Origin of the sequence: Microbacterium sp. 10M-3C3 (assembly GCF_003931875.1) — a bacterium.
Classification (GTDB): Bacteria; Actinomycetota; Actinomycetes; order Actinomycetales; family Microbacteriaceae; genus Microbacterium.
Window position 1 is genome coordinate 893773 of record NZ_CP034245.1, and the last position, 23008, is coordinate 916780.

General features: G+C 71.8%; 20 protein-coding genes. 13 read left to right on the forward strand and 7 right to left on the reverse strand.

Annotation, left to right across the window (positions count from 1 at the left end; genetic code table 11):
* Window positions 1-80: 80 nt before the first annotated feature.
* A complete protein-coding gene (locus EI169_RS04250; protein WP_125131227.1) occupies window positions 81-2570 on the reverse strand; it encodes a helix-turn-helix transcriptional regulator in 2490 nt (829 codons plus the stop codon).
* A 12-nt stretch (window positions 2571-2582) separates the two neighbouring features.
* Window positions 2583-4583: an Hsp70 family protein gene (locus EI169_RS04255; RefSeq protein WP_125131228.1), complete on the reverse strand. Its 2001-nt coding sequence runs from the start codon at window positions 4581-4583 to the stop codon at window positions 2583-2585.
* Window positions 4584-4894: 311 nt separating this feature from the next.
* On the opposite strand from EI169_RS04255, the gene groES reads away from it, so the two are divergent.
* The 5 genes from groES to EI169_RS04280 all read left to right on the forward strand — a co-directional run bounded on the left by groES (window position 4895) and on the right by EI169_RS04280 (window position 8830).
* The gene (groES, locus tag EI169_RS04260) at window positions 4895-5191 is read left to right on the forward strand and encodes a co-chaperone GroES (RefSeq protein WP_125131229.1); all 297 of its coding nucleotides are present in this window, start codon (window positions 4895-4897) and stop codon (window positions 5189-5191) included.
* 118 nt (window positions 5192-5309) lie between these two features.
* Window positions 5310-6239, forward strand: coding sequence for an EamA family transporter RarD (gene rarD / locus EI169_RS04265; RefSeq protein ID WP_125131230.1), 930 nt, complete (start codon window positions 5310-5312; stop codon window positions 6237-6239).
* 177 nt (window positions 6240-6416) lie between these two features.
* Entirely contained in the window at window positions 6417-7697 is a 1281-nt protein-coding gene (locus EI169_RS04270) for an ABC transporter substrate-binding protein (protein WP_125131231.1), read from the forward strand.
* Window positions 7698-7966: 269 nt separating this feature from the next.
* The gene (locus tag EI169_RS04275) at window positions 7967-8329 is read left to right on the forward strand and encodes a hypothetical protein (RefSeq protein WP_125131232.1); all 363 of its coding nucleotides are present in this window, start codon (window positions 7967-7969) and stop codon (window positions 8327-8329) included.
* Window positions 8330-8395: 66 nt separating this feature from the next.
* Window positions 8396-8830, forward strand: a complete 435-nt coding sequence (locus EI169_RS04280; RefSeq protein WP_125131233.1) for a hypothetical protein — start codon at window positions 8396-8398, stop codon at window positions 8828-8830.
* Window positions 8831-8879: 49 nt separating this feature from the next.
* On the opposite strand, the gene EI169_RS04285 is transcribed toward EI169_RS04280, so the two are convergent.
* The 4 genes from EI169_RS04285 to EI169_RS04300 are packed head-to-tail and all read right to left on the reverse strand — an operon-like array spanning window position 8880 to window position 12910.
* Window positions 8880-9617, reverse strand: coding sequence for an ABC transporter ATP-binding protein (locus tag EI169_RS04285; RefSeq protein WP_125131234.1), 738 nt, complete (start codon window positions 9615-9617; stop codon window positions 8880-8882).
* Complete coding sequence (locus EI169_RS04290; RefSeq protein ID WP_125133307.1) at window positions 9614-10588, reverse strand: ABC transporter ATP-binding protein; 975 nt, start codon at window positions 10586-10588, stop codon at window positions 9614-9616. Before EI169_RS04290 ends, EI169_RS04285 begins: the two co-directional genes overlap by 4 nt.
* A 10-nt stretch (window positions 10589-10598) precedes the next feature.
* Window positions 10599-11579: a branched-chain amino acid ABC transporter permease gene (locus tag EI169_RS04295; RefSeq protein WP_125131235.1), complete on the reverse strand. Its 981-nt coding sequence runs from the start codon at window positions 11577-11579 to the stop codon at window positions 10599-10601.
* An 8-nt stretch (window positions 11580-11587) separates the two neighbouring features.
* The gene (locus EI169_RS04300; RefSeq protein WP_240640627.1) at window positions 11588-12910 is read right to left on the reverse strand and encodes a branched-chain amino acid ABC transporter permease; all 1323 of its coding nucleotides are present in this window, start codon (window positions 12908-12910) and stop codon (window positions 11588-11590) included.
* 254 nt (window positions 12911-13164) lie between these two features.
* On the opposite strand from EI169_RS04300, the gene guaB reads away from it, so the two are divergent.
* Together guaB and EI169_RS04310 are read left to right on the forward strand one after the other, a co-directional pair.
* Complete coding sequence (gene guaB, locus EI169_RS04305) at window positions 13165-14667, forward strand: IMP dehydrogenase (RefSeq protein ID WP_125131236.1); 1503 nt, start codon at window positions 13165-13167, stop codon at window positions 14665-14667.
* A gap of 36 nt (window positions 14668-14703) precedes the next feature.
* On the forward strand, window positions 14704-15363 hold the full coding sequence (locus tag EI169_RS04310) for a TMEM175 family protein (protein ID WP_125131237.1): 660 nt from the start codon (window positions 14704-14706) through the stop codon (window positions 15361-15363).
* Between the two features lie 7 nt (window positions 15364-15370).
* Here the strand turns inward: EI169_RS04310 and EI169_RS04315 are convergent, their stop codons facing one another.
* Entirely contained in the window at window positions 15371-16798 is a 1428-nt protein-coding gene (locus EI169_RS04315; RefSeq protein WP_125131238.1) for a DHA2 family efflux MFS transporter permease subunit, read from the reverse strand.
* Window positions 16799-16873: 75 nt separating this feature from the next.
* Between EI169_RS04315 and EI169_RS04320 the strand changes: the two genes are divergently transcribed.
* Genes EI169_RS04320 through EI169_RS04345 form a run of 6 tightly spaced genes read left to right on the forward strand, consistent with a single transcriptional unit; the run spans window position 16874 to window position 22975 of the window.
* Window positions 16874-17482, forward strand: coding sequence for a TetR/AcrR family transcriptional regulator (locus tag EI169_RS04320; protein WP_125131239.1), 609 nt, complete (start codon window positions 16874-16876; stop codon window positions 17480-17482).
* Window positions 17483-17528: 46 nt separating this feature from the next.
* On the forward strand, window positions 17529-18644 hold the full coding sequence (locus tag EI169_RS04325; protein ID WP_125133309.1) for a GuaB3 family IMP dehydrogenase-related protein: 1116 nt from the start codon (window positions 17529-17531) through the stop codon (window positions 18642-18644).
* Window position 18645: 1 nt separating this feature from the next.
* Window positions 18646-19476 carry an SURF1 family cytochrome oxidase biogenesis protein gene (locus EI169_RS04330; RefSeq protein ID WP_240640628.1) on the forward strand — a complete coding sequence of 277 codons (831 nt, stop codon included), beginning with the start codon at window positions 18646-18648 and terminating at the stop codon, window positions 19474-19476.
* 9 nt (window positions 19477-19485) lie between these two features.
* The gene (locus EI169_RS04335) at window positions 19486-20007 is read left to right on the forward strand and encodes a DUF3817 domain-containing protein (protein WP_125131240.1); all 522 of its coding nucleotides are present in this window, start codon (window positions 19486-19488) and stop codon (window positions 20005-20007) included.
* Window positions 20004-21584 (forward strand): glutamine-hydrolyzing GMP synthase, encoded by a 1581-nt coding sequence (guaA, locus tag EI169_RS04340; protein ID WP_125131241.1) that lies wholly within the window; start codon window positions 20004-20006, stop codon window positions 21582-21584. The genes EI169_RS04335 and guaA overlap by 4 nt, the downstream gene beginning before the upstream one ends.
* Window positions 21581-22975 carry a glycosyltransferase gene (locus tag EI169_RS04345; RefSeq protein WP_125131242.1) on the forward strand — a complete coding sequence of 465 codons (1395 nt, stop codon included), beginning with the start codon at window positions 21581-21583 and terminating at the stop codon, window positions 22973-22975. Before guaA ends, EI169_RS04345 begins: the two co-directional genes overlap by 4 nt.
* The last annotated feature ends 33 nt before the right edge of the window (window positions 22976-23008 follow it).

The following is a 23008-nucleotide window of genomic DNA, read 5'->3' on the forward strand; positions in this document are numbered from 1 at the left end:
CGTCGGGGGAGGACCCCCCACCCGGACGGGGTCACTAGGGGGTGCCGGGATGCGCGGCCCGGGGGTGTGGGGGATCGCGCTCATCGCGCGCGTCCCTCGTCCAGCACGAGCCGCAGCTTGGCGATGAGATCCGATCGGGACGTGGCCCCCAGGCGCCGGCGGATCCGCGCGATGTGGTGCTCGGCGGTGCGCGGCGAGATGAAGATCGACTCGCCGATCTCCGCGTAGGTCTTGCCCTGCACCACGAGCACCGCGACCTCGCGCTCGCGCGCGCTGAGCATGTCGGTCGCGCGCGTGGCCGGCCCGTCGGCGTCCACCTCGTCGGTGTCGACGGGCGCGATCGCCTCGCGCGGATGCAGCTGCCGGGCGCACGCGAGGAGGCGGCCGATGACGCGCCGGTCCTCAGTCCGCGACGCGCCGTGGCCGGCCAGACGTGCGCCGTCCCACGCGAGCCCGACGCCGGCGAGCTCGAGGGCGGCCCGCTCGATCGCGTCGGCGTCGACACGGCCGGTGAGCAGCTCCGTCCACACCTTGCCCGCCTGCGCCATCACGGCCGCGATGCGCGAGTGCGGGGCGGCGGCCGTGAGCGCCCGCGCGTGCGGCACGAGGTCGTCGGGGCGGTTGAGGGCGATGCTGCAGTGCACTCCGGCCCAGTGCAGGTGACTGGCCCACACCGGCGGCGAGCCGAGACGGGCGAGCCCCGCGAAGGCCTCGTCCAGGTGCGGCTGGACGGTGGCCAGGTCGCCCGTGCGCGCGGCGCTCACCGCGAGCTCGCTCAGCGGCAGCAGGGAGAAGAGGTCGAAGCGCGCGCGCAGCACGCTCTCCCGCGCACGACGCCAGACCGGGGCGAGCGCCGACGCGTCGGCGTACCGCCGCGTGAGGGCGACCGTGACCGCCGCGGCCATGACGGTCTCGCGCGCCGTCGTGACGTACGGGCGGGCACGCATCAGCGCGCTCTCGGCGTCGTGCGGTCGCTCGCGCTGAACGGCCACCCAGGCCTGCCACAGCTGCAGACGGGGCAGCGCCCACGCACCGCCGTGTCCGGCGGCGGCCGCACCGTCGAGCACCGAGGCGGCGAGGTCGGGCTCGCCCGTCGCGATCGCCGCGGTTGCGGCGATAACCGCGGGCAGCTCGGGGATCGGGTCGTCGGTGCCCGACGCGGAGTACATCTCCGTGGCACGGACGAGGTCGCCGAGGCTCGCCGTCGCCGTGGTGGTCAGGGTCGAGCGGACTCCGCGCACGAGCAGGTCGTGGGCGACGGCCACGGCCGAGGGCACCGTGCGGGCGGCCGGTATCCCGGCGAGGCGTGCGAGCTCGTCCGCGTCGGCTGCGCCGGCCGCGGCAATGGTCGCGTGCGCGAGCGCACGAGGGGTCTCCGAGCCGACGCGATGCACCGCCGAGGCCATGGCCATGTCGGCCCGCGCCGCCCACACGGCGGCCGCCAGCACGGCGGCGTGCTCGGCGTCGGGATGCGCTTCGTCGAGCCGCGCGGCATCGAGGAGCGCGCCCGCCCGGTCGACGTCGCGGGCGTTCCAGGCCGCCTGCGCCCGCCGCACCGCGATGCGGCCGGCGTCGGCGCCGGCTTCGGCCGCGGCGCGGAAGAGGTCGTCGGCGCGCCGCGGATCGCGCGCGATCTCGGCGTCGCCGTCGCGCACGAGGGCGGCGGCGAGCCGGTCGTCGTGCACACCTCCCAGGAGGACGCGCACCTCGTCGTCGTCGCGTCCCGCCTCGGGCAGCGCGTACAGGCGCACGAGACGGTCGATCGGCGTCGTCGCCCGTACCGCATCCCGAACGATCGGGGCGGGACGGCCGTTGCGCGCGAGAAGGCCGTGCGCGTGCCCTGCGGCCGCCCAGTCCTCGGCGCCGGTGGATCGGGCGGCGGCGGGGGCGAGGCACAGCGTCTCCACGACGTCGCGCAGGGCCGGATCGGCCGTGCGCAGCCGGTGGGCGACCAGATCGTGCAGCTCTTCGCGCAGGGCCGGATGCCCCGACTCGTCCGTGCACGGTGCGTCGTGCGCGGCGAGCGCCTCGCCGACGAGCCACGGCAGGTGGCCGGACAGCTCCAGGACGTCGTCGATGCAGTGGGCGGCGAGCGGAAGCCCGGCTCCGTCGCACGCGTCGACGACATCCGCGTGCGAGATGTGGCCGAGCACGACCGGCGGCTGAGCCGACTCGAGCGCGGCGAGCGTCGCCGCATCCGCGTCGGCGATGGGCCACGGCGCGGTCGCGACGACGAGCGCCGCGCGCGGCCGTGCCGCCCGGGTGGCGACGGCGGCGCGCTCGGCGTCGGTGCGGCGCGGCAGGTCGTCGACGAGCACGACCGTGTCGTCGTCGGCATCGACGATGTCGCCCACCCCCTCGGCCGTCACGACGGCGCGACCGCCGTCCGTCAGCCGAGCGGCGAGGTCGCGCAGCAGCCGCGTGCGGCCTGACCCCGCCGGGCCGATGACGAGCAGACGGGGCGGGCGCGGGTCGGACACGACCGCGTCGACGTGCGTCCGGGCGTGACGGGGCAGGAGCGCGGGGGCGGCAGCGAACAGACCGGCCGGAGCCGTGCCGAGCGTCGTCATGATCGCGGCGCGTCAGACGGCGACGGTGGGGCTCGGCGAGGGAGAGGGGTCGCCGCTGGGCGGCGGGTCGCTCGGCGCAGGGTCGGAGCCGCCGGTGCCGGGGTCGGTGGTGCCGCCGCCGGTGCCGGGGTCGGTGGTGCCGCCGCCGGTGCCGGGGTCGGTGGTGCCGCCGCCGGTGCCCGGGTCGGTGGTGCCGCCGCCGGTGCCCGGGTCGGTGGTGCCGCCGCCGGTGCCCGGGTCGGTCGTCCCGCCGCCCGTGCCCGGGTCGGTGGCTCCGCCGCCCGTGCCGGGGTCCGTGGTGCCCGGGTCGGTCGTGCCGCCGCCGGTCGGGGTCTGCGAGCCCGAGTCGGCGGGGGTCGGCGTGCCGCCGGACGGCGTCCCGCCGGACGCCGAGGGCGCCGTGCCCGTCGACGACGGCGCACCGCCGGTCGGCGCCGCGGTCCCGGTGCGCGCCGTCTGCCCGGCGGCCTGCGCGACGGGAGTCGCCCGCTTCTTGGCCTCGGTCCGCGGTGCGGACCGGGCACCCGACGACCCGTCCGCACGCGGGGCGTCCGCGGTCGGGGTGGTCGGCACGGCGGGGATCTCGACCGCGGGCACCGCAGCGCCCGGTTCGGTCGGAGCGGAGAAGTCGGGCAGTCCCGCGAGACCGCCGCCGACACCGTCCCCGGGCTCGGCGACGAGCGCCGTCCGCTCCGCCGCATCCACCATGCCGGCCCCCAGCGACGGCGCCAGCGCGAGCGCCGTGCCGCTGGCCACCACCGCGAGGCCCGCCGCGGCCAGGGCCGTGCGCGGGGCACGGCGCAGCCACCCGCGGCGCGGCGGCGCCGCATCCGCCACCCGCGGCGCCTCCCGCGCCTCGACCTCCGCGAACAGCGCGACGGCCGGGTCTGCCGCCTCCGCTGCGGCGGCGATCGCCGGCGCGGCGTCGGCGGCCGCGGCGTCGGCCGCGATCCGCGCCGCACCCAGGGCGATGATCGCCTTCGGGTCGGCGTCGACGGCGATGGGACGGTCGAACCGCTCCGAGAGCATCTGCGCGACACGCGGGATGCGCGAGGACCCGCCCGTGAGGAGAATCGCCTCGATGTCGGCGGCCGCCGTGCCGGCGGTCTCGAGCGCGTCCTCGAACGCGGCGAGCGTGCGTTCGAGGTCGTCGGCGATCATGAGCTCGAACTCGTCGCGACTCACCCGCACGGTGCGCTGGTCGTTCGAGACGAGCACCGGCACGACGGCCTCCGAGTCGAACGACAGCGACTCCTTCGCCTCGACGCACTCGCGGCGCAGCGCGGCGAGCGCCATCCGCCCGGCGACGTCGCCCGACAGTTGCACCGCGTCCACGTGCGCCGCGCGCACGACGTGGCGCACGAGCAGGTCGTCGAAGTCGGCCCCGCCGAGATCGGCGAGTCCGGAGGGCTGACCGACGAGATGGACCGAACCGTCGGCCTCCTTGCGCAGCACGACGGCGTCGAACGTGCCGCCGCCGAAGTCGTACACGGCGAGCGCGCGGCCCGCCGCGAGCGGGCTCGACGCCTCGTAGTGGCGGGCGGCCGCCTCCGGCTCGGTGACGATCAGGACATCGCGCCAGCCCCGCACCGCGATCGCGTCGCGGACGTGCTCGGCGCGATAGGCGCCCCACGCGGCGGGCACGGTCAGGGCGATCCCCGCCGGCGTCGCGCCCTCCCGCTCGATGACCGCGCGCGCGACCCAGTCCACCGCCTCCGCGTACAGCTCCTCGGGCGTGAAAGCCCGGTCGCCCGCGAGGATCGGCACGTCGTCGCCGACGCGCCGCTTGAACTCGCGGATGAGCCGGTCGGGCTGCGTCGCGCCGCGCCGCTCGGCGGCGTCCCCGAACAGCACGTCGCCGTCGGCCGCGAACGCGACCGTCGGCGTGTTGTCGGAGGAGCGGCCCAGCGCGAACGGCGCGGCGATCAGGCTGCCGTCCGGCGCCCACCTCGCTGTGGCCGCAGACGTGCGACTCGTCCCGATATCGATCGCCAGAAAATACGGAGCACTCATGTTTTCCCCCCGGAACACGCGCCCCGGGGGTGCGCGCGGTTCCGCCCATCGACATGGGGGATGCAGGACGCATCCCCACTGATGTCCTGCCGCCGGTTCGTGCCCCTAACGCCCGACGATGAGGGGATTGTGGCACACCGCGGACGCCAAGGGAACCCACTTTCGGACCGGATATCCAGACCCCTCGGCGCGTCGCACGATGCTGGCACTCGCGTTGCATGAGTGCCAGCAGTTCCCTACACTGGCGTTAGCACTCTCCGCGTGCGGGTGCTAACGAGTCTTCCGTACCGTTCAGAAAGAAGAGGTAGACCGTGTCGGTTTCCATCAAGCCGCTCGAGGACCGCATCGTCATCCAGCAGGTCGAGGCTGAGCAGACCACCTCCAGTGGGCTGGTCATCCCCGACACCGCGAAGGAGAAGCCGCAGGAGGGCGAGGTCATCGCCGTCGGCCCCGGCCGCATCGACGACAACGGCAATCGCGTGCCGCTCGACGTCGCCGTCGGCGACCGCGTGATCTACAGCAAGTACGGCGGCACCGAGGTGAAGTTCGGCGCCGACGAGTACCTCGTGCTCTCGGCCCGCGACGTGCTCGCGGTCGTCGTGCGCTGACGCGATTTTCCCCACACGAGCCCCGGATGCTTCGGCATCCGGGGCTCGTCGTCTTCTGTGGCGGCCGTCGATGAGGATTCGTGCGACCGCCGCCTAGGGTGGAACGGAGGGGAGACGCATGGCCGACAGGATGCGGGAGAGCACGCTCGGCGGGCTCTACGCGCTCGGCGCGTACCTCCTCTGGGGCACGCTGCCGCTGTACTTCCTCCTGCTGGTGCCGAGCGGCGGCTGGGAGATCGTCGCGTGGCGTATCGCGCTCTCGCTCGTCTTCTGCCTCGTGCTCCTCGCGGTCACGCGCACGTGGCGGCGCTTCGGCGCGATCCTCCGACAGCCGCGGCTGCTGGGATGGACGGCTCTGGCCGGCGCCCTCATCTACGTCAACTGGCAGGTCTACGTCTTGGCGACGCTGTCGGGGCACGTGGTCGAGGCGAGCCTCGGCTACTTCATCAACCCGCTCGTGACGGTCATCCTGGGCGTCGTCGTCCTGCGTGAGCGGCTCCGGGCGACCCGGTGGGTCGCGATCGGCATCGCCACCGCCGCGGTGATCGTGATCGTGATCGGCTACGGCGCGTTCCCCTGGATCGCCGTGACGCTCGCGATGTCCTTCGGTCTGTACGGCCTCGTGAAGAAGCGCATCGGGCCCGCGGTCGACGCCGTGAGCGGGCTCACCCTGGAGTCGGCGTGGCTGCTGCCGGTCGCCCTCGTCCAGCTCGGCGTGGTCGCTGCGACGTCGGGGCTGACACTGTTCACGGCGGGCGCGGGGCACGCGGCGCTGCTCCTGCTCGCGGGCGTCGTGACCGCCACACCGCTGCTCCTCTTCGCCTCGGGCGCGCGCCGGGTCCCGCTCACGGTGATCGGCATGCTGCAGTTCATCACGCCCGTCATGCAGTTCGTCATCGGGGTGTGGCTGCTGGGGGAGCCGATGCCCGTGGAGCGCTGGATCGGGTTCGCCCTCGTGTGGGTCGCCCTCGTCGTGCTCACCGTGGATTCGGTGCGAGCGGCGCGTCGCGGGCGTCTCGCCGCGGTCGCCGCATCCGATCTCGCGTGACCGCGGCGAAGCATCCGGCCCGGGAATCCGGGCGTGGGCGCGCTCCCGCATAACGATTCGGTCGCGTTACACATCGTTAACGAACGGCAATACCCGGGACTCGCGGTCGTCAGTAGTGTGAGGGCACTGGGTCGGCGCCCGAGTCGTCCCGAACGTTCATTCACAGCAAGGAGCACCATGAGCGTCTTCACACGTTCGCGTGCCGGCAAGGTCCTCGGCTCGATCGCCGCGGTCGGAGTCAGCGCGCTCATCCTGGCCGGGTGTGCCGGTGGCGGCGGCGCGGCCGCACCGTCCGGCGGATCCTCCGCCCAGCCCGGCGAGGACCTCTCGCTGAAGATCGGCACGGCACTGCCCCAGACGGGCAACCTCGCCTTCCTCGGCCCGCCCGAGGAGGCCGGTGTGGCGTACGCCGCGTCGCTCATCAACGACGCGACCGGCGACACGGGTCTCACGATCGACGTCGAGTACGGCGACTCGGGCGACACCGACAACAAGGCGTACGAGACGACCATCCCGCGTCTTCTCAACGACGACGTCAAGGCGATCATCGGCGCAGCGTCCTCGGGCACGTCGCTGCAGTTCATCGACCAGGTCGTCGGCGCGGGAGTCATCCAGTTCTCGCCGGCCAACACGTCCGACGCGTTCACCACGTACGACGACAAGGGCCTGTACTTCCGCACGGCGCCCTCCGACGTGCTGCAGGGCGAGGTGCTCGGCAACCTGATCGCCGAGGACGGCAACCAGACGCTCGGCCTCATCGTGCTGAACGACTCCTACGGCACCGGCCTGGCCAAGTACGTCTCCGAGGCGTTCGAGAAGGCCGGCGGCGAGGTCGTCGCCCAGTCGACGTACAACACCGGTGACACCACCTTCGACGCGCAGATCAGCGAGGTCCTCGCGGCCAACCCCGACGCGATCGCCCTGATCACGTTCGACGAGGTCTCGACGATCCTGCCGGGCCTGTTCGGCAAGTTCCCGTCCGACAAGCTGTACTTCGTCGACGGCAACCTGAAGAACTTCGGCGACGCGTTCCCGGCCGGCTCCCTCACGGGCGCCAAGGGCACGCTGCCGGGTCTGTCGATCGACTCGATCAAGGACTTCACCGACCAGCTCGACACGTTCCAGTCGGACAACGGCCGTCCCGCGCTCGAGGACTACAGCTACGCGGCGGAGTCGTTCGACGCCACCACGCTGCTGGCCCTCGCGTCGCTGGCTGCCGGCTCGACCGACAGCGAGGCGATCGCGGAGAAGCTCATCGAGGTCTCCGGTGGCTCGGGCGACGGCACCAAGTGCACGTCGTACGCCGAGTGCGCCGAGATCATCCTCGGTGGCGGCACGGCCGACTACGACGGCATCTCGGGTCCGATCACCTTCGACGAGGTCGGCGACCCGACCGAGGCGTCGATCGGCATCTACCAGTACGGCGAAGACAACAACTACGCCGCCTACGAGGGCTGATCGCAGCATCCACGCGGAAGGGCCCCGGTCTTCGGACCGGGGCCCTTCCCCTTTCTCCGCGCGCTCGGCGCGGGGGACGTGCGGTGGATAACATTCCGGACGAACCGCGCCGGAGGCAGCCAAACGCGGGGTTGCGGATGCGGCGGCCGTATTCGTCCGGAATGTTGTGCATCGCCTACCCCTCCTCCCCAGTCCGCACCGCGTTGGCCGAGCTCACACGGCGCGCGAGGGGCGGTCCGGCGGTGCCGGAGGCGCGGCAGCATGCCGGGGTGCTGCATCCAGACCATGCCTACTGCCACGCCGACCTGAAGGGGTTCGGCCTCTCCCAGCGCGAGATCACGGCGTCCGTGCGCTGGGGCGCCATCGTCCGAGCCCGCCAGGGCGTGTACCTCGCGCCGGCCTCCGCGCCCGGGGTGCACGTCGCAGCGCGCGTCGGCGGCCTCGTCGGTTGCGTCAGCGCGCTCGCCGCCCTGGGCGTCTTCGTGCGCGATGCGACGGCGACGCACGTGCAGGTGTCCGTCCATGCCACCCGCCTCAGGCTCGAGCCCGACGTCCGCGTGCACTGGGCGCCGTTGCGCGTGCCGGTGCCGGTCGGCGGGGTGAGTGTCGACCTCCTCGACGCGCTGATTTAGGCGGTGCAGTGCCAAGCGCCGCGGGACGCGATCGCCACCCTCGACAGCGCACTGCATCTGCGGCTCGTGACCGAGGCGGACCTGGATGCCGTGTTCGCACACCTGCCGAGGCGCTACCGTGTGCTCCGCCGTCTGGTCGACGGACGTGCAGAATCGGGCCCGGAGACCTTCGTCCGCCTGCTGCTGCGCTCCTTGGGCGTGCCCTTCGACTGTCAGGTGAGAATCGACGGGGTGGGGCGCGTGGACTTCCTCGTGGCCGGATGGCTCGTCATCGAGTGCGACAGCCGCGCGCACCATGCGGGCTGGGAGGCGCAGCGGGCGGACCGTGCGCGCGACCTGCGTCTCGCGGCGCGAGGCTACGCCTGCATCCGTCCTATCGCGGCGGACATCCTGACCGACGCGCCTTCACTGCGGCAGGCTGTGCTCGGCATCCTGGCTCGGCTTCGGCCGGTCAACATTCCGGACGCGGGTCGCACCGTCCGCCCCGCGCGTGCCTTCTGACGCCGAGCTCGCGGATGATCCGGAATGTTGTCCGAGCGGGTGCCCGGGGCTACTGGCCGAGGGTGCCGAGGTAGAGCTCGGTGACCTTGGGGTCCTTCAGCAGCTCGCGGCCGGTGCCGGTGTAGGCGTCGCGGCCCTGGTCGAGCACGTAGCCGCGGTCGCAGATCTGCAGGCACCGGCGCGCGTTCTGCTCGACCATGATGCACGTCACGCCGGCCTTGTTGATCTCCGAGACCCGGATGAACGCCTCGTCCTGGCGGACGGGGGAGAGGCCCGCGGACGGCTCGTCGAGCAGGAGCACCTTCGGGTCCATCATGAGCGCGCGGCTCATCGCGACCATCTGGCGCTCGCCGCCGGAGAGCGATCCGGCGCGCTGCTTGAGGCGCTTGCCGAGCTCCGCGAAGATGCCCGTGACGAACTCCAGGCGCTCCTTGTAGACCTTGGGGCGCTGGTACAGCCCCATCTGCAGGTTCTCCTCGATTGTGAGGCTCGGGAAGACGTTGTTCGTCTGCGGGATGAACCCGACCCCGCGCCCGACGAGCTTGTTCGCGCGCAGGCCCGTGATGTCCTCGCCCTCCAGCGAGATGGTGCCCGAGCGCACGTTCACCTGCCCGAAGATCGCCTTCAGCAGCGTCGACTTGCCCGCGCCGTTGGGCCCGATGATGCCGATGAGCTCGCCCTGGTACGCCGTGAGGGAGCATCCGTTGAGGATGTTCACGCCCGGCAGGTACCCGGCGTGCACGTCGTCGATGGCGACGACGGGCGTGGCGGTGGCGGTGGCGCTCATGCGCGGTTCCCCTCGTCTTCGGCGACACCCTCGTCCACGAGGACGGTCGCGTCGGCGGATTCGGATGCAGCGGCATCCGTCGTCGGGTCGGCGTCGACGACGGCGATCCGGCCCGTGACGACGCCGAGGTCGAGCTCCTGGTGGGCGCCCAGGTAGGCGTCCACCACGGCGGGGTCCTTCATGACCGACACGGGGTCGCCCTCGGCGACCACGCGGCCCTCGGCCATGACGACGACCCAGTCGGCGATGTGGCGGACCATGTGCATGTCGTGCTCGACGAACAGGACCGTCATGCCGAGGTCCTTGAGGTCGAGGATGTGGTCCAGGAGCGACTGCGTGAGCGCGGGGTTCACGCCGGCCATCGGCTCGTCGAGCATGACGAGCGTCGGCTGCGTCATGAGCGAGCGCGCCATCTCGAGGAGTTTGCGCTGGCCACCCGAGAGCGAGGCGGCGAAGTCGTCGGCCTTCGCGTCGAGCTTGAACTTCTCCAGCAGCCCGTGGGCGCGCTCCTCGATCTCGGCGTCCTGGCCGCGCCACGTCGCGGGGATGAGGCTCTGCCAGAACCGCTCGCCGCGCTGACCCGTGGCGCCGAGCTTCATGTTCTCCATGACGGTCAGCAGGCCGAGCGCCTTCGTGAGCTGGAACGTGCGCACCAGCCCCATGCGCGCGACCTTGTACGCCGGCACGCCCGAGAGGGATTTCCCGTCGAACGTCCACGATCCGCTGTTGGGCTTGTCGAAGCCGGTGAGCAGGTTGAACAGCGTCGTCTTGCCGGCACCGTTCGGACCGATGAGGGCGGTGATCGCGCCGCGCGGGATCTCGAGGTGGTCGACGTCGACGGCGTTGACGCCGCCGAACGAGCGGGTGATGCCGTCGGCCACGATGATCGGGTCGACCTTCTTCACGCCCGGAGCGGCCTCGCCGACGTGCAGGCCGGTGGCCTTCGCGCGGGCGACGGGGGCGGCGGGCATGTGCTCGGCGTTATCGGACAAAGGTCAGCTCCTTCTTGTTGCCGAGGAGGCCCTGCGGCATGAAGATCACGAGCAGCATGAGCGCGACGCCCACGAGGATGAATCGGACCGTGCCGGCCTGGATCGACGACATGAACGGCAGGACGCCGGCGTCCACGAGCGCAGGGAGGATGTTCGCGAGGAACGTCTGCAGCACCCAGAAGATGAGGGAGCCCAGGAGCGGCCCGAACACGGTCGCGGCACCGCCGAGCAGCAGCGCGGTCCATACGAAGAACGTCAGCGACGTCACGTAGACGCCCGGGCTCACGGCCGAGGGGAGCGCGTACACGATGCCGCCGGCCGCGGCGAGCACGCCGCCGAGGACGAGGGCCTGCAGCTTGTAGGAGAAGACGTTCTTGCCGAGCGAGCGCACGGCGTCCTCGTCCTCGCGGATGCCCTTGAGGACTCGGCCCCACGGGCTGCGCATGAGCATGAAGACCACGAGCACGGCGATGCCGAGCGTCACGAGCCCCATGATGCGCACCCACCAGTCGGTCTCGTTGTACGTCCACGGGCCGAATCCGTAGGAGCCGGCCGGGATCGGGTTCGCGGAGCGGAAGCTCTCGTGGTAGCCGCTGAGGCCGTCCGCGGAGCCGGTGACCGAGTCGAACGCGGTCGTGAGGAACAGCAGGCGCACGACCTCGGCGGCCGCGATCGTGACGATCGCGAGGTAGTCGCCGCGCAGGCGCAGCGTCGGGATGCCGAGGATGAGAGCGAACACGGCCGCGGCCGCGAGACCGATGAGGGCGCCGGCCCACCACGGGAGCCCGAAGGTGAGGATCGAGATCGCGTAGCCGTACGCACCGATGGCCATGAAGCCCGCGATGCCCATGTTGATCAGGCCGGCGTATCCGAAGTGCACCGCGAGGCCGAGGGCGGCGAGGGCGTACCCGATGGTCGCCGGGCTCAGGATCGACGAGGCGGTGTTGGAGAGGATCGGAAGGAAATCCATGCGCGCGCCTAACCTATTCTCTCGCGACGGCCGAGGATGCCCTGCGGTCGGAACAGCAGGATGACGATGAGGATCAGCAGGGCCACGGCGTACTTGAGGTCGGCCGGGATGCCGAAGAGGGTCGAGACCTCGACGAGGAGTCCCACGATGATCGAGCCGACGAGCGCGCCGTACGCGGTGCCGAGGCCGCCGAGGGTGACCGCGGCGAACATGAGCAGCAGCACCTGCGCGCCCATGTCCCACTTGATGCCGGGGCGGTAGTAGGCGTACAGGATGCCCGCGAGCGCGGCCATCGCGCCCGAGACCACCCACACGACGCGCACGACGAAGTCGACGTCGATGCCGGATGCGGCGGCCAGCGACGGGTTGTCGGAGATCGCTCGCGTCGCCTTGCCGAGCCGGGAGCGCGTGAGCCACAGCGCGAAGGCGACGATGACGACGATCGAGATCGCGATCGAGACGAGGTCGATGACGCTCAGCTGCACGACGCCGAAGAGCGGGATCGTGGGCGCGGTGGAGAACGGCAGCTGGCTCGTGCCGCCGCCGATGAAGTACTGGAAGAGGTAGCGCAGGGCGAGCGAGAGGCCGATGCTCACGATCATGAGCTGCACGACGCCGACGCGGCGGCGGCGCAGCGGTCGCCACAGCACCATGTCCATCACGAGACCGAACACCGCGCCGAGGATCACGGCAGCGGGGTAGCCGAGCCACCACGGCAGCGCGAGCGTCGTCGGACCCACCAGGAAGAGCCCGATCACGGCGCCGAAGGTCACCATCTCGCCGTGCGCGAAGTTGGAGATGCCGGTCGTGCCGAACACGAGCGAGAGGCCGACGGCCGCGAGGGCCAGCATCAGGCCGAAGCTCAGACCCTGGACGACGCGCTGCACGAGCTGGTCGAAGAAGCTCGTGGTGTTGCGCTGACCCTCGCCGATGAAGAAGTTGACGCTGACGCGGCCGCCCGGGCCGACCTCGACGTCCTTCTCGTTCGGGGTGTCGTCCTCGGGGTCGACCACGGCGATGCCGTCGGGCAGCGTGTTCTCGTCGAGCGTCACCGTGTAGGTCTCGTTGCGCTCGGGCACGCTCACGCGCCACTGGCCGTTCGCGTCGGTCTCGACCTCCTGCTTGCCGCCCGGGCCGTCCACCTCGAGGGCCACGCCCTCGAGAGGCTTCCCGTCGAGCTGGACGTTGCCGCTGATGCGGTAGGGGTCGCCTTCGGCCGCGACGGCCGGCGCGGATGCGGCGAACACGCCGATCAGCGTCAGAAGCAGCGCGAACAGGGCGGGGAGCGCTCCCGCACGTGCTCGACGCGCCGCAGTGGTCGTGGGACTCACAGATCCTCCAGTCGGCGGCGAAGCCGATGATCGTGTCGTATCGACGGTGATGACGACGGTACGAGCGTAATGTGTCGGTCGTGTTTCGCCCAGCGGGCGCAAACGACGCGTGACCGGATCGGAATACTACGCATATCGGCGGCCCGCTGCGGACGCCCGGGAACAATCAGCGCTCTCCGCGACTTAGAATCGTCATCGGCGAGGTCCCCTCATCGGGCGCCGATCACGACCTTCCGAGCACGCGCAGGAGAACCATGGAGAACCTCGACCCCTTCGGCTTCGTCGGACTCACGTACGACGACGTCATGCTCCTCCCCGGTCACACCGACGTCATCCCGAGCGAGGCCGACACGTCCTCGCGCGTGACCCGCCGTATCACGGTGGCGTCGCCGCTGCTCTCGAGCGCGATGGATACGGTGACGGAGTCGCGGATGGCGATCGCCATCGCGCGCGAAGGCGGTCTCGGCATCATCCACCGCAACCTCTCCATCGAGGATCAGGCCGCGATGGTCGACCAGGTCAAGCGCAGCGAGTCGGGCATGGTGACCGATCCCATCACGACGACGCCCGACGCCACGATCGCCGAGGTCGACGCGCTGTGCGCGCAGTACCGCATCTCGGGTCTGCCGGTCATCGACCCCGACGGGCACCTGCTCGGCATCATCACCAACCGCGACATGCGCTTCGTCTCGGGCTTCGAGCGCCAGACCACGCTCGTGAAGGACGTCATGACGAGCGAGGGCCTCATCACGGGCCCCGTCGGCATCAGCGCGAACGACGTCATCGCGACCTTCGCGAAGCACCGCGTCGAGAAGCTGCCGCTCGTCGACGACGACGGCAAGCTCGCCGGTCTCATCACGATCAAGGACTTCGACAAGAGCGAGAAGTACCCCCTCGCCACGAAGGACGACCAGGGCCGTCTGCGCGTCGGCGCCGCGATCGGCTTCTTCGGCGACGCGTGGCAGCGCGCCGAGGCGTTGCGCGACGCGGGTGTCGACGTCATCGTCGTCGACACCGCGAACGGCCAGTCCGCGGGTGTCATCGACATCGTGCAGCGGCTGAAGTCCGACCCGACGTTCGCCCACATCGACGTGATCGGCGGCAACGTCGCCACCCGCGAGGGTGCGCAGGCGCTCATCGACGCCGGCGTCGACGCCGTCAAGGTGGGCGTCGGCCCGGGCTCGATCTGCACGACGCGCGTCGTGGCGGGCGTCGGCGTGCCGCAAGTGACGGCGATCTACGAGGCGTCGCTCGCCGCTCGCGAAGCGGGCGTGCCGGTCATCGCCGACGGCGGCCTGCAGTACTCCGGCGACATCGCCAAGGCTCTCGTCGCCGGCGCCGACACCGTCATGCTCGGATCGCTCCTCGCCGGCACCGACGAGTCGCCGGGCGAGGTCGTCTTCCAGGGCGGCAAGCAGTTCAAGCAGTACCGCGGCATGGGCTCGCTGGGTGCGCTGCAGACGCGCGGCAAGAAGACCTCGTACTCGAAGGACCGCTACTTCCAGGCGGATGTGCCCCGCGACGACAAGCTCATCCCGGAGGGCATCGAGGGACAGGTGCCCTACCGCGGCCCGGTCTCGGCCGTCGCGTATCAGCTGGTCGGCGGCCTGCGGCAGTCGATGTTCTACGTCGGCGCGCGCACGATCGAGGAGCTGAAGGCCAAGGGCCGGTTCGTGCGCATCACCGCGGCGGGTCTGAAGGAGTCGCACCCGCACGACGTGCAGATCGTCGTCGAGGCGCCGAACTACAAGAAGTAGTCCGCACCGGGCGGGGCATCCCGCTACCGTGGGCGCATGCTCCGCGGCCGTGCCTTCCACCCCGAGTCGACGCTGTCGACGAGGCGGCTGGAGGCCTACACCGACGGGGTGTTCGCGATCGCGGCCACACTGCTCGTGCTGGATCTCACCGGGCGAACCTTCGGGAAGGTGACCTCCGACGCGCAGCTGTGGGTCGCGCTCGCCGGTCTCGCGAGCCCCGCGTTCACGTTCGTGCTCAGCTTCGCTCTGCTGAGCCTCATGTGGGTCACGCACGTCTCCCAGTTCGAGTACATCGCTCGGATCGACGCGGTGGGCGTGTGGATCAACAACGTGCGCCTGCTCTTCGTCGTGCTCGTGCCCTTCACCTCGACGCTCCTGACCGACTACTCCGACCAGGTGGCGGGGCGGATGCTGCTGCCGGTGAACTTCTTCCTCGTCATCTCGTGCTCGTGGCTGCAGTGGTCGTGGGCTGCGCGCCGGCGCGAGGTGACGATGCCGGGTCTGTCCGCCGATGACGCCCGGCGCTGGGCGCGCGGTGCGCTCAGCGCCGTGCTCATCTCGGCCGCCGTCGTCGCGCTCTCGCCGCTGATCGGGTCGATCGCGTTCTTCCTGTTCGCCCTGGACGGCCCGCTGACGAAGCTGCTCGGCGGCGGGGCCATGACGCACATGGAGCCCGCCGCCGAGCAGGACGAGTGAGCGAGGCTCAGCCGATCATCGCGGCCGCGCGCTCCTCCGCCGCGTCGACGGTCGAGACGCGGCGCCCGGCCGGCAGGGTCGTGGCCAGGAGCGCGGCGACGGCGAGCACCGCAGCGCCGACGAACACGGCCGGCCGCGCCGCATCCACGTAGCGGTCGGGCAGCAGCTCGCCGCCGGCGCCGAGGAAGATCGCGGTCATGACGGCGGTGCCCAGGGCCAGGCCGATCTCGCGCACGGTCGAGTTGACGCCCGACGCGGTCGCGTGGTCGGCGACGCCGAGCGTGGCCAGCAGCGCCGTCGCCAAGGGGGCGAAGACGAGACCCATGCCGACGCCCGCGAACACGAACGGGGCGATGAGTGCGGGGTAGTCCAGGTCAGGGGAGAGGAGCGCCGCGATCCACGCGAGCGCGACGCCCTGGAGGACGAGGCCCGCGATCAGCAGCGCACGAGTGCCGACGCGCGGGGCGAGCATGCCGGCCAGCGGTGCGACGATCATGGGCGCGAGCGTCCACGGCGTCGTCTGCAGCGCCGCCTCGAGGGGCGTCGAGCCGCCGACGACCTGCAGGTACTGGATGAGGAGGAACACCGCGCCGAAGGTGCCGAAGGTGAAGGCGAAGCCGACGGCGTTGGTGATGCTGAAGGAGCGGTCGCGGAACAGGCGCAGGGGTACGAGCGGCGACGTGGTGCGCGCCTGACGGACCACGAACCCGACCAGCAGCGCGACGCCGAGGGCGAGCTCGGCGATGACCCCGAACGATCCCCAGCCGTCGTCGTTGCCGCGCACGATCACGTGGACGAGCGCGAGGACGCCGATGCCGGCCAGTGCCGCACCGATGACATCGATCCGCGTAGCGCGGCCGCGGTCGTTCGCGAGGGCCCACAGGGCGAACGGGATCGCGATGACGGCGACCGGCACGTTGACCCAGAAGATCGTCTGCCACGACCAGCCCTCCATGATCGCGCCCCCGACCAGCGGTCCGACCGCGACGCCGAGCCCCGAGACGCCGCCCCAGATGCCGATCGCGAGCGGTCGCCGCTCGGGGGCGACGCCGCCGGAGATGAGCGCGAGCGACAGGGGCATGACTCCCGCGGCCCCGAAGCCCTGCACGGCCCGCGCCGCGATGAGCTGCGCCGGGTCGGCGCTCAGCGCCGCGAAGACCGACCCGAGCGCGAACACGGCGATGCCGGCGACGAACACCGTGCGGCGCCCGAACCGGTCGCCGAGGGCGGAGGCGACGAGGATGAAGCCCGCGAACGCGAGCGTGTAGGCGTTGACGAACCATTGCAGCTGCGCGACGGTCGCGCCGAGGTCGCGGTGCAGCACGGGCAGGGCGTTCGTCATGACGAGGTTGTCGAGTGTCGCCATGAACATCGGCACGGATGCGGCGGCCACGACGAGCCCGAAGGGCCGGCGGCGCGGGGGTGAGGTGGTCATGCGGACTCCTGTTGTAATCGACTGATAACAAGATGACGAGCGCCAATGTAGTAATCCGCTGATAACCTGTCAACCATGACTTCCGTCAGCGAGGACGCGCCACGACGGCTCAGCTCCGACGAGCGCCGCGCGCAGATCCTGTCCGCCGCACTCGCCGTCTTCGGCGCGAAGGGGTACGTCGGCACGACGACGGACGACGTCGCACGCGCCGCATCCGTGTCCCAGCCCTACGTCGTGCGCCTCTTCGGCACCAAGGAGAAGCTCTTCCTCGAGGTGCTCGACGATGCCGTCGAACAGCTGCTCGCCACCTTCCGCGACGTGCTCGCCGCCGGGGCCGACGACCTCGAGGAGCGCATGGGCGACGCCTACATCGACATGCTGCGCGTGCGCGGACTGCACCAGCTGCTCTCGCACGCGTTCCTGCTCGGCGCGCACCCCGTCATCGGCCCCGCCGCGCGCGCGTGCTTCCTCCGCGTGTGGCGCTTCCTCCGCGACGAGACGCATATGGACGCCGACGCGGCGCGCGCGTTCCTGGCCGAGGGCATGCTCCTGAACACGATGATCGGCCTGAGGCTCGTCGACGACGCCGACGACGCCGGTGTGGCCGAGCTCCTCCGGGCCTGCTTCCCGCCGGACACGCGCGCCGTGCTCGACGTCGTGCCGCGCGGCGACGAGCCCTGGTAGCGCCGGGGTCGCCTCCGGTCCGCCCCGGTAGGCTGGTGCGGTGACCATGGAGATCGACCTCGGCCGCGCCAAGCGCGCCCGCCGCGCCTACACGTTCGACGACATCGCCGTCGTGCCGTCCCGGCGCACGCGCAACCCCGAGGACGTCTCGACGGCGTGGACGATCGACGCCTTCCCGTTCTCGATTCCCGTGCTCGGCGCACCGATGGACTCCGTCGTGAGCCCGCGCACCGCGATCATGCTCGGGCAGCTCGGCGGCCTCGGCGTCCTCGACCTCGAGGGCCTGTGGACGCGCTACGACGACCCCGAGCCGCTGCTGGACGAGATCGCCTCGCTCGGCGACACCGAGGCGACCCGGCGGATGCAGGAGCTCTACGCCGAGCCGATCAAGCCCGAGCTCGTGCGCGACCGCCTCGCCGAGATCCGCGCGGCCGGCGTGACCGTCGCCGGTGCGCTCACCCCGCAGCGCACGCAGGAGCTGTACGAGACCGTCGTGGCGGCGGGCGTCGACCTCTTCGTCATCCGCGGCACCACGGTGTCGGCCGAGCACGTGTCGAGCGTTGCGGCGCCGCTGAATCTCAAGAAGTTCATCTACGACCTCGACGTGCCCGTCATCGTCGGCGGCGCGGGCACGTACACCGCCGCGCTGCACCTCATGCGCACGGGCGCCGCGGGTGTCCTCGTCGGCTTCGGCGGGGGAGCGGCCTCGACGACGCGTGCGACGCTCGGCATCCACGCTCCGATGGCCACGGCGGTCGCCGACGTCGCCGGTGCACGCCGCGACTACCTCGACGAGTCGGGCGGGCGCTACGTGCACGTCATCGCCGACGGAGGCGTGGGCACGTCGGGCGACATCGTGAAGGCGCTCGCGATGGGCGCCGACGCGGTGATGCTCGGCGTCGCGCTCGCGCGCGCGACCGATGCGCCGGGCCGCGGGTTCCACTGGGGTCCCGAGGCGCATCACCCGCAGCTGCCGCGCGGTCACCGGGTGCGCGTTCCGCAGATCGGTCCTCTCGAGGAGATCCTGTACGGCCCGGCGCCCGTCGCCGACGGCACGGCGAACCTCATCGGGGCCCTCCGCAAGTCGATGGCCACCACGGGCTACTCCGACCTCAAGGAGTTCCAGCGCGTCGACGTGGTCGTGGCGCCGTACGGACACTGACATGCCGGCCGCCGATCCAATCGCCGACGACATCGAGATCTTCCCGCCGACGCTGCGGGAGGTCATGCTGCGCCCGCGCTGGATCGCGATGCTGGTCCTGTGTCTCGTGGTCGCGGGCGTGTTCGCGTGGCTCGGGCAGTGGCAGCTGGGGCGCGCGATCGACACGTCGCCGCCCCCGCCCGGCATGACCGAGGAGGTGCGCCCGCTCGCCGACGTCGCCGGCCCGGGGGAGTACCTCCCCGAGCCGCTCGTCGGTCAGCGCGTCGAGACCTCGGGCTCGTGGGTGCCCGGCGACTTCATCGTCGTCTCGCAGCGCTACAACGACGGGGCTGAGGGCTACTGGGTCACCGGGCAGCTGCGCCTGGCCGACACGGCGACGCCGACCTCGCTCGCCGTCGCCGTCGGGTGGACGGCCGATCGCGCACGCGCGGACGCCGCCGCATCCGCCCTGTCCGACGCGGCCGCCGCCAACCCTGCCGCCGTCGTCGAGCTGACGGGCCGCCTCATCTCGGACGAGGGGGCGTCGCTGCCGCCGAGCGGCGCCGATCCGTTCGATATCACCCGGATGTCGCCCCCCGCGCTGCTCTCCCGCTGGCACGACATCGCCGGCCTGGACGTCTACCGTCCCTACCTGACGTCGACCGAGCCGCTCGGGGGCCTGGAGGCGATCTCGTCGCCCGCGCCGGCGGAGGGCTCCAACGTCAACTGGCTCAACATCTTCTACGCCGTCGAGTGGGCGGTGTTCGCGGGCTTCGCCTTCTACCTCTGGTACCGCCTGGCCAAGGACGCCTGGGAGAAGGAGGTCGAATCGCTCGAGGAGCAGCCCGACTAGACTGGGCGCATGCCCGCAGCCCCCAAACTCGCCTCGTTTCCGGCGATCCGCGGAGCGCTGAAGTTCTACCAGGTGTGCTCGATCATCACCGGTACCGGCCTGCTTCTGCTGCTGGCCGAGATGATCCTCAAGTACACCCCGCTGCACGTCGAGCTGTTCGCCGGCGGTTCGGGCGGTGCGCTGTGGTTCGCGCCCGTGCTCGCGAGCCCCGACTGCCAGTGGTGGTCGCTGTTCCTGCCGATGACGAACTCGTGCGAGATGACCTCGGTCGGCGACGGCTTCAACATCTCGCTCGCGATCCTGGTCGTGCACGGCTGGTTCTACGTCGTGTACCTCTTCTCGTGCTTCCGCATCTGGAGCCTCATGCGCTGGCCGTTCTCGCGCTTCCTCCTGCTCGCCCTCGGCGGCATCGTGCCGCTGCTGTCGTTCTTCCTCGAGGTGTCCACCGCCCGCGGCGTGCGCACCTACCTCGCCGAGCGCGAAGCCGCCGAGGCCCCCGCATCCGTCCCCGCCCCGGAAGGCACCCGTTGACCGAACAGACCGAGACGTCGCAGCGTCCCGTCCTCGTCGTCGACTTCGGCGCGCAGTACGCGCAGCTGATCGCACGACGCGTGCGCGAGGCCGGCGTGTACAGCGAGATCGTCCCCCACACCGCCACGGCGGAGGAGATCGCGGCCAAGAGCCCGGTCGGCATCATCCTCTCTGGCGGCCCGTCGTCGGTGTACGAGGAGGGGGCTCCCTCGCTCGACGCGGGCGTGTTCGACCTCGGCGTGCCCACCCTCGGCATCTGCTACGGCTTCCAGGTCATGGCGCAGGCGCTCGGCGGCGAGGTCGCCAACACCGGGCTCCGCGAGTACGGCGCAACGGATGCCACGGTCATCACCGAGGGCACCCTTCTGCAGGATCAGCCCGTCGAGCAGAACGTGTGGATGAGCCACGGCGACCAGGTCTCGCGCGCCCCCGAGGGATTCGAGGTGCTCGCGCGCACCGGCGCCACCGCCGTCGCGGCCTTCGCGAACGACACCCGCCGCTTTTACGGCGTGCAGTGGCATCCCGAGGTCAAGCACTCCGACTACGGTCAGCGCACGATCGAGAACTTCCTGCACAAGGCGGCGGGTCTGCCCGCCGACTGGAACAGCGGCAACGTCATCGCCGAGCAGGTCGCCCGCATCCGCGAGCAGGTCGGCACCGGCCGCGTGCTGTCGGCGCTGTCGGGCGGCGTGGACTCGGCGGTGTCGACGGCGCTCGTGCACGAGGCCGTCGGCGACCAGCTCGTCGCCGTCTTCGTCGACCACGGGCTCCTGCGCAAGGGCGAGCGCGAGCAGGTCGAGAACGACTACGTCGCGTCCACCGGTGTGCGTCTCATCACCGTCGACGCGCGCGAGACATTCCTGAACGCGCTCGCCGGAGTCAGCGACCCGGAGGAGAAGCGCAAGATCATCGGCCGGGAGTTCATTCGCGCGTTCGAGAAGGTGCAGGCCGACCTCGTCGCCGAGGCGAAGGCCGACGGCGAACCGATCCGCTTCCTCGTACAGGGCACGCTCTACCCCGACGTCGTCGAATCCGGCGGAGGCACCGGCACCGCCAACATCAAGAGCCATCACAACGTCGGCGGCCTTCCCGAAGACCTGCAGTTCGAGCTCGTCGAGCCGCTGCGCACCCTCTTCAAGGACGAGGTGCGCGCGATCGGCCGGGAGCTCGGGCTCCCCGAGGCGATCGTCGGCCGCCAGCCGTTTCCGGGGCCCGGCCTCGGCATTCGGATCGTGGGTGAGGTCACCGCTGACCGTCTCGAGATTCTGCGTGAGGCCGACGCCATCGCCCGCGCAGAGCTGACGAAGGCGGGCCTGGACGCCGAGATCTGGCAGTGCCCGGTCGTGCTCCTCGCCGATGTGCGCTCGGTGGGCGTGCAGGGCGACGGTCGCACATACGGGCACCCGATCGTGCTGCGCCCGGTGTCGTCGGAGGACGCCATGACCGCGGACTGGACGCGGCTGCCCTACGACGTGCTGTCGAAGATCAGCAACCGCATCACGAACGAGGTGCGCGAGGTCAACCGCGTCGTGCTCGACGTGACCTCCAAGCCTCCGGGGACCATCGAGTGGGAGTGAGCCCCGCGCTCTTCCCCGACGCGTGGTACCTGTCGCTGTCGAGCCGGCTCGTGCCCGACCTCGACGGCGGCTACACCGTCGCAACCCTCGCCCGCGCCGCGCAGATGGCCGATGCGGGTGTCGACGACGGACGCGGCCCGCTGCTGCTGACGTTCGACCCCGGCGTGCGCGCCGACCACGACGTCCACCGCGTCCAGTTCGTGCGTCGCGGGCTGCTCGCCGACCCGACACGGCTGCGGAACCTCTTCGACGAGGCCGCCACCGCGGACGGGCGGGCCGCGGCGTGGCTGCGCGCGGCCGCGCACGCCGGCGACGCCGACCCGGCGCTGGAGTACCGCGAGGTCGCGGACGGCGCGGTCGAGCTGCCGGTGATCGCCGGCGACCCCGACTGGCACATCTCGACCGCCCCCGTCGTCGTGCGTGATCGGCCGACCGCCGCACCGCGTGTCCTCGACGGGTTCGGCGCCTTGTACCGGGCGTGGCTCGCCCACGTCGTCGCCGAGCTTCGCGCGGAGATCGATCGGCCCGTCGTCGTCATCTGTGAGTCGCGCCAGCTCGGCGAGCTCCTCGTCGGGTGGGACGACCCCGGCGTGCGGCTCGTGCACGCGATCCACACCGTGCATCTCGAGCCGCCGCATACGCCGGATGCGGCGCTGAACCCGCTGTGGCGCCGCTGGTTCACCCACGCCGAGCGCTTCGACGCAGTCCTGTGGCCCACCGCGTCGCAGGCGTCCGACGTCGCCGCTCGCTTCGGCGCGTCGGACGTGCACGTGGTCGCACCGCACGGGGTCGCGCCCGCCGCATCCGTCGTGCCCGCCGCGCACCGCGTGCCCGGGCGCGTCGCCATGGTGGGACGCCTCGCGCCGGGCAAGCGCGTGGATGCGGCGATCCGGGCGTTCGCGCGCGTTGCCGCCGCGGTCCCCGGCGCGCACCTCGACGTGCACGGCGAGGGCGCCGAGCGGCCGCGGCTGCAGGCGCTCATCGACGAGCTCGGCCTCACCGCACGCGTCGTGCTGCGGGGCCGGAGCGAGGCCGTCGGCCGCGAGCTCGACGCTGCCGCGGTGTACCTGCAGACCTCGGCGTTCGAGGGGCAGGGGCTCGCGCTCGCCGAGGCGCTCAGCCACGGCTGCCCGGCCGTGGTGTGGGACATCCGGTACGGCCCGCGCGACCTCCTCCGGGACGGCGGGGGCATCCTCGTGCCCGACGGCGACGAGCAGGCGCTCGCAGCTGCGGTCATCCGCGTGCTGACGGACGCGGCGCTGCGCACGCGGCTCGCCGACGAAGCGGTCGCGGCGGCCCGCGCCGTCGATCCGGCCCACGCGATGGATGCCCTGGCCGCGGCGGTCCGCGACGTGCTCGCGCGTTCCTCGCGGCGGGCCCGACCGCTCTGAGCGGATCCGCTGCCGGCGGCGCGGGCTTTCGGG

What these genes read in the sequence shown, in the direction of transcription:
- EI169_RS04250 (WP_125131227.1), bottom strand. Translation starts at nt 2,570, where the DNA reads ATGACGACGCTCGGCACGGCTCCGGCCGGTCTGTTCGCTGCCGCCCCC.
- EI169_RS04255 (WP_125131228.1), bottom strand. Translation starts at nt 4,583, where the DNA reads ATGAGTGCTCCGTATTTTCTGGCGATCGATATCGGGACGAGTCGCACG.
- rarD (WP_125131230.1), top strand. Translation starts at nt 5,310, where the DNA reads ATGGCCGACAGGATGCGGGAGAGCACGCTCGGCGGGCTCTACGCGCTC.
- EI169_RS04270 (WP_125131231.1), top strand. Translation starts at nt 6,417, where the DNA reads ATGAGCGTCTTCACACGTTCGCGTGCCGGCAAGGTCCTCGGCTCGATC.
- EI169_RS04285 (WP_125131234.1), bottom strand. Translation starts at nt 9,617, where the DNA reads ATGAGCGCCACCGCCACCGCCACGCCCGTCGTCGCCATCGACGACGTG.
- EI169_RS04290 (WP_125133307.1), bottom strand. Translation starts at nt 10,588, where the DNA reads ATGCCCGCCGCCCCCGTCGCCCGCGCGAAGGCCACCGGCCTGCACGTC.
- EI169_RS04295 (WP_125131235.1), bottom strand. Translation starts at nt 11,579, where the DNA reads ATGGATTTCCTTCCGATCCTCTCCAACACCGCCTCGTCGATCCTGAGC.
- guaB (WP_125131236.1), top strand. Translation starts at nt 13,165, where the DNA reads ATGGAGAACCTCGACCCCTTCGGCTTCGTCGGACTCACGTACGACGAC.
- EI169_RS04310 (WP_125131237.1), top strand. Translation starts at nt 14,704, where the DNA reads ATGCTCCGCGGCCGTGCCTTCCACCCCGAGTCGACGCTGTCGACGAGG.
- EI169_RS04315 (WP_125131238.1), bottom strand. Translation starts at nt 16,798, where the DNA reads ATGACCACCTCACCCCCGCGCCGCCGGCCCTTCGGGCTCGTCGTGGCC.
- EI169_RS04320 (WP_125131239.1), top strand. Translation starts at nt 16,874, where the DNA reads ATGACTTCCGTCAGCGAGGACGCGCCACGACGGCTCAGCTCCGACGAG.
- EI169_RS04325 (WP_125133309.1), top strand. Translation starts at nt 17,529, where the DNA reads ATGGAGATCGACCTCGGCCGCGCCAAGCGCGCCCGCCGCGCCTACACG.
- EI169_RS04330 (WP_240640628.1), top strand. Translation starts at nt 18,646, where the DNA reads ATGCCGGCCGCCGATCCAATCGCCGACGACATCGAGATCTTCCCGCCG.
- EI169_RS04335 (WP_125131240.1), top strand. Translation starts at nt 19,486, where the DNA reads ATGCCCGCAGCCCCCAAACTCGCCTCGTTTCCGGCGATCCGCGGAGCG.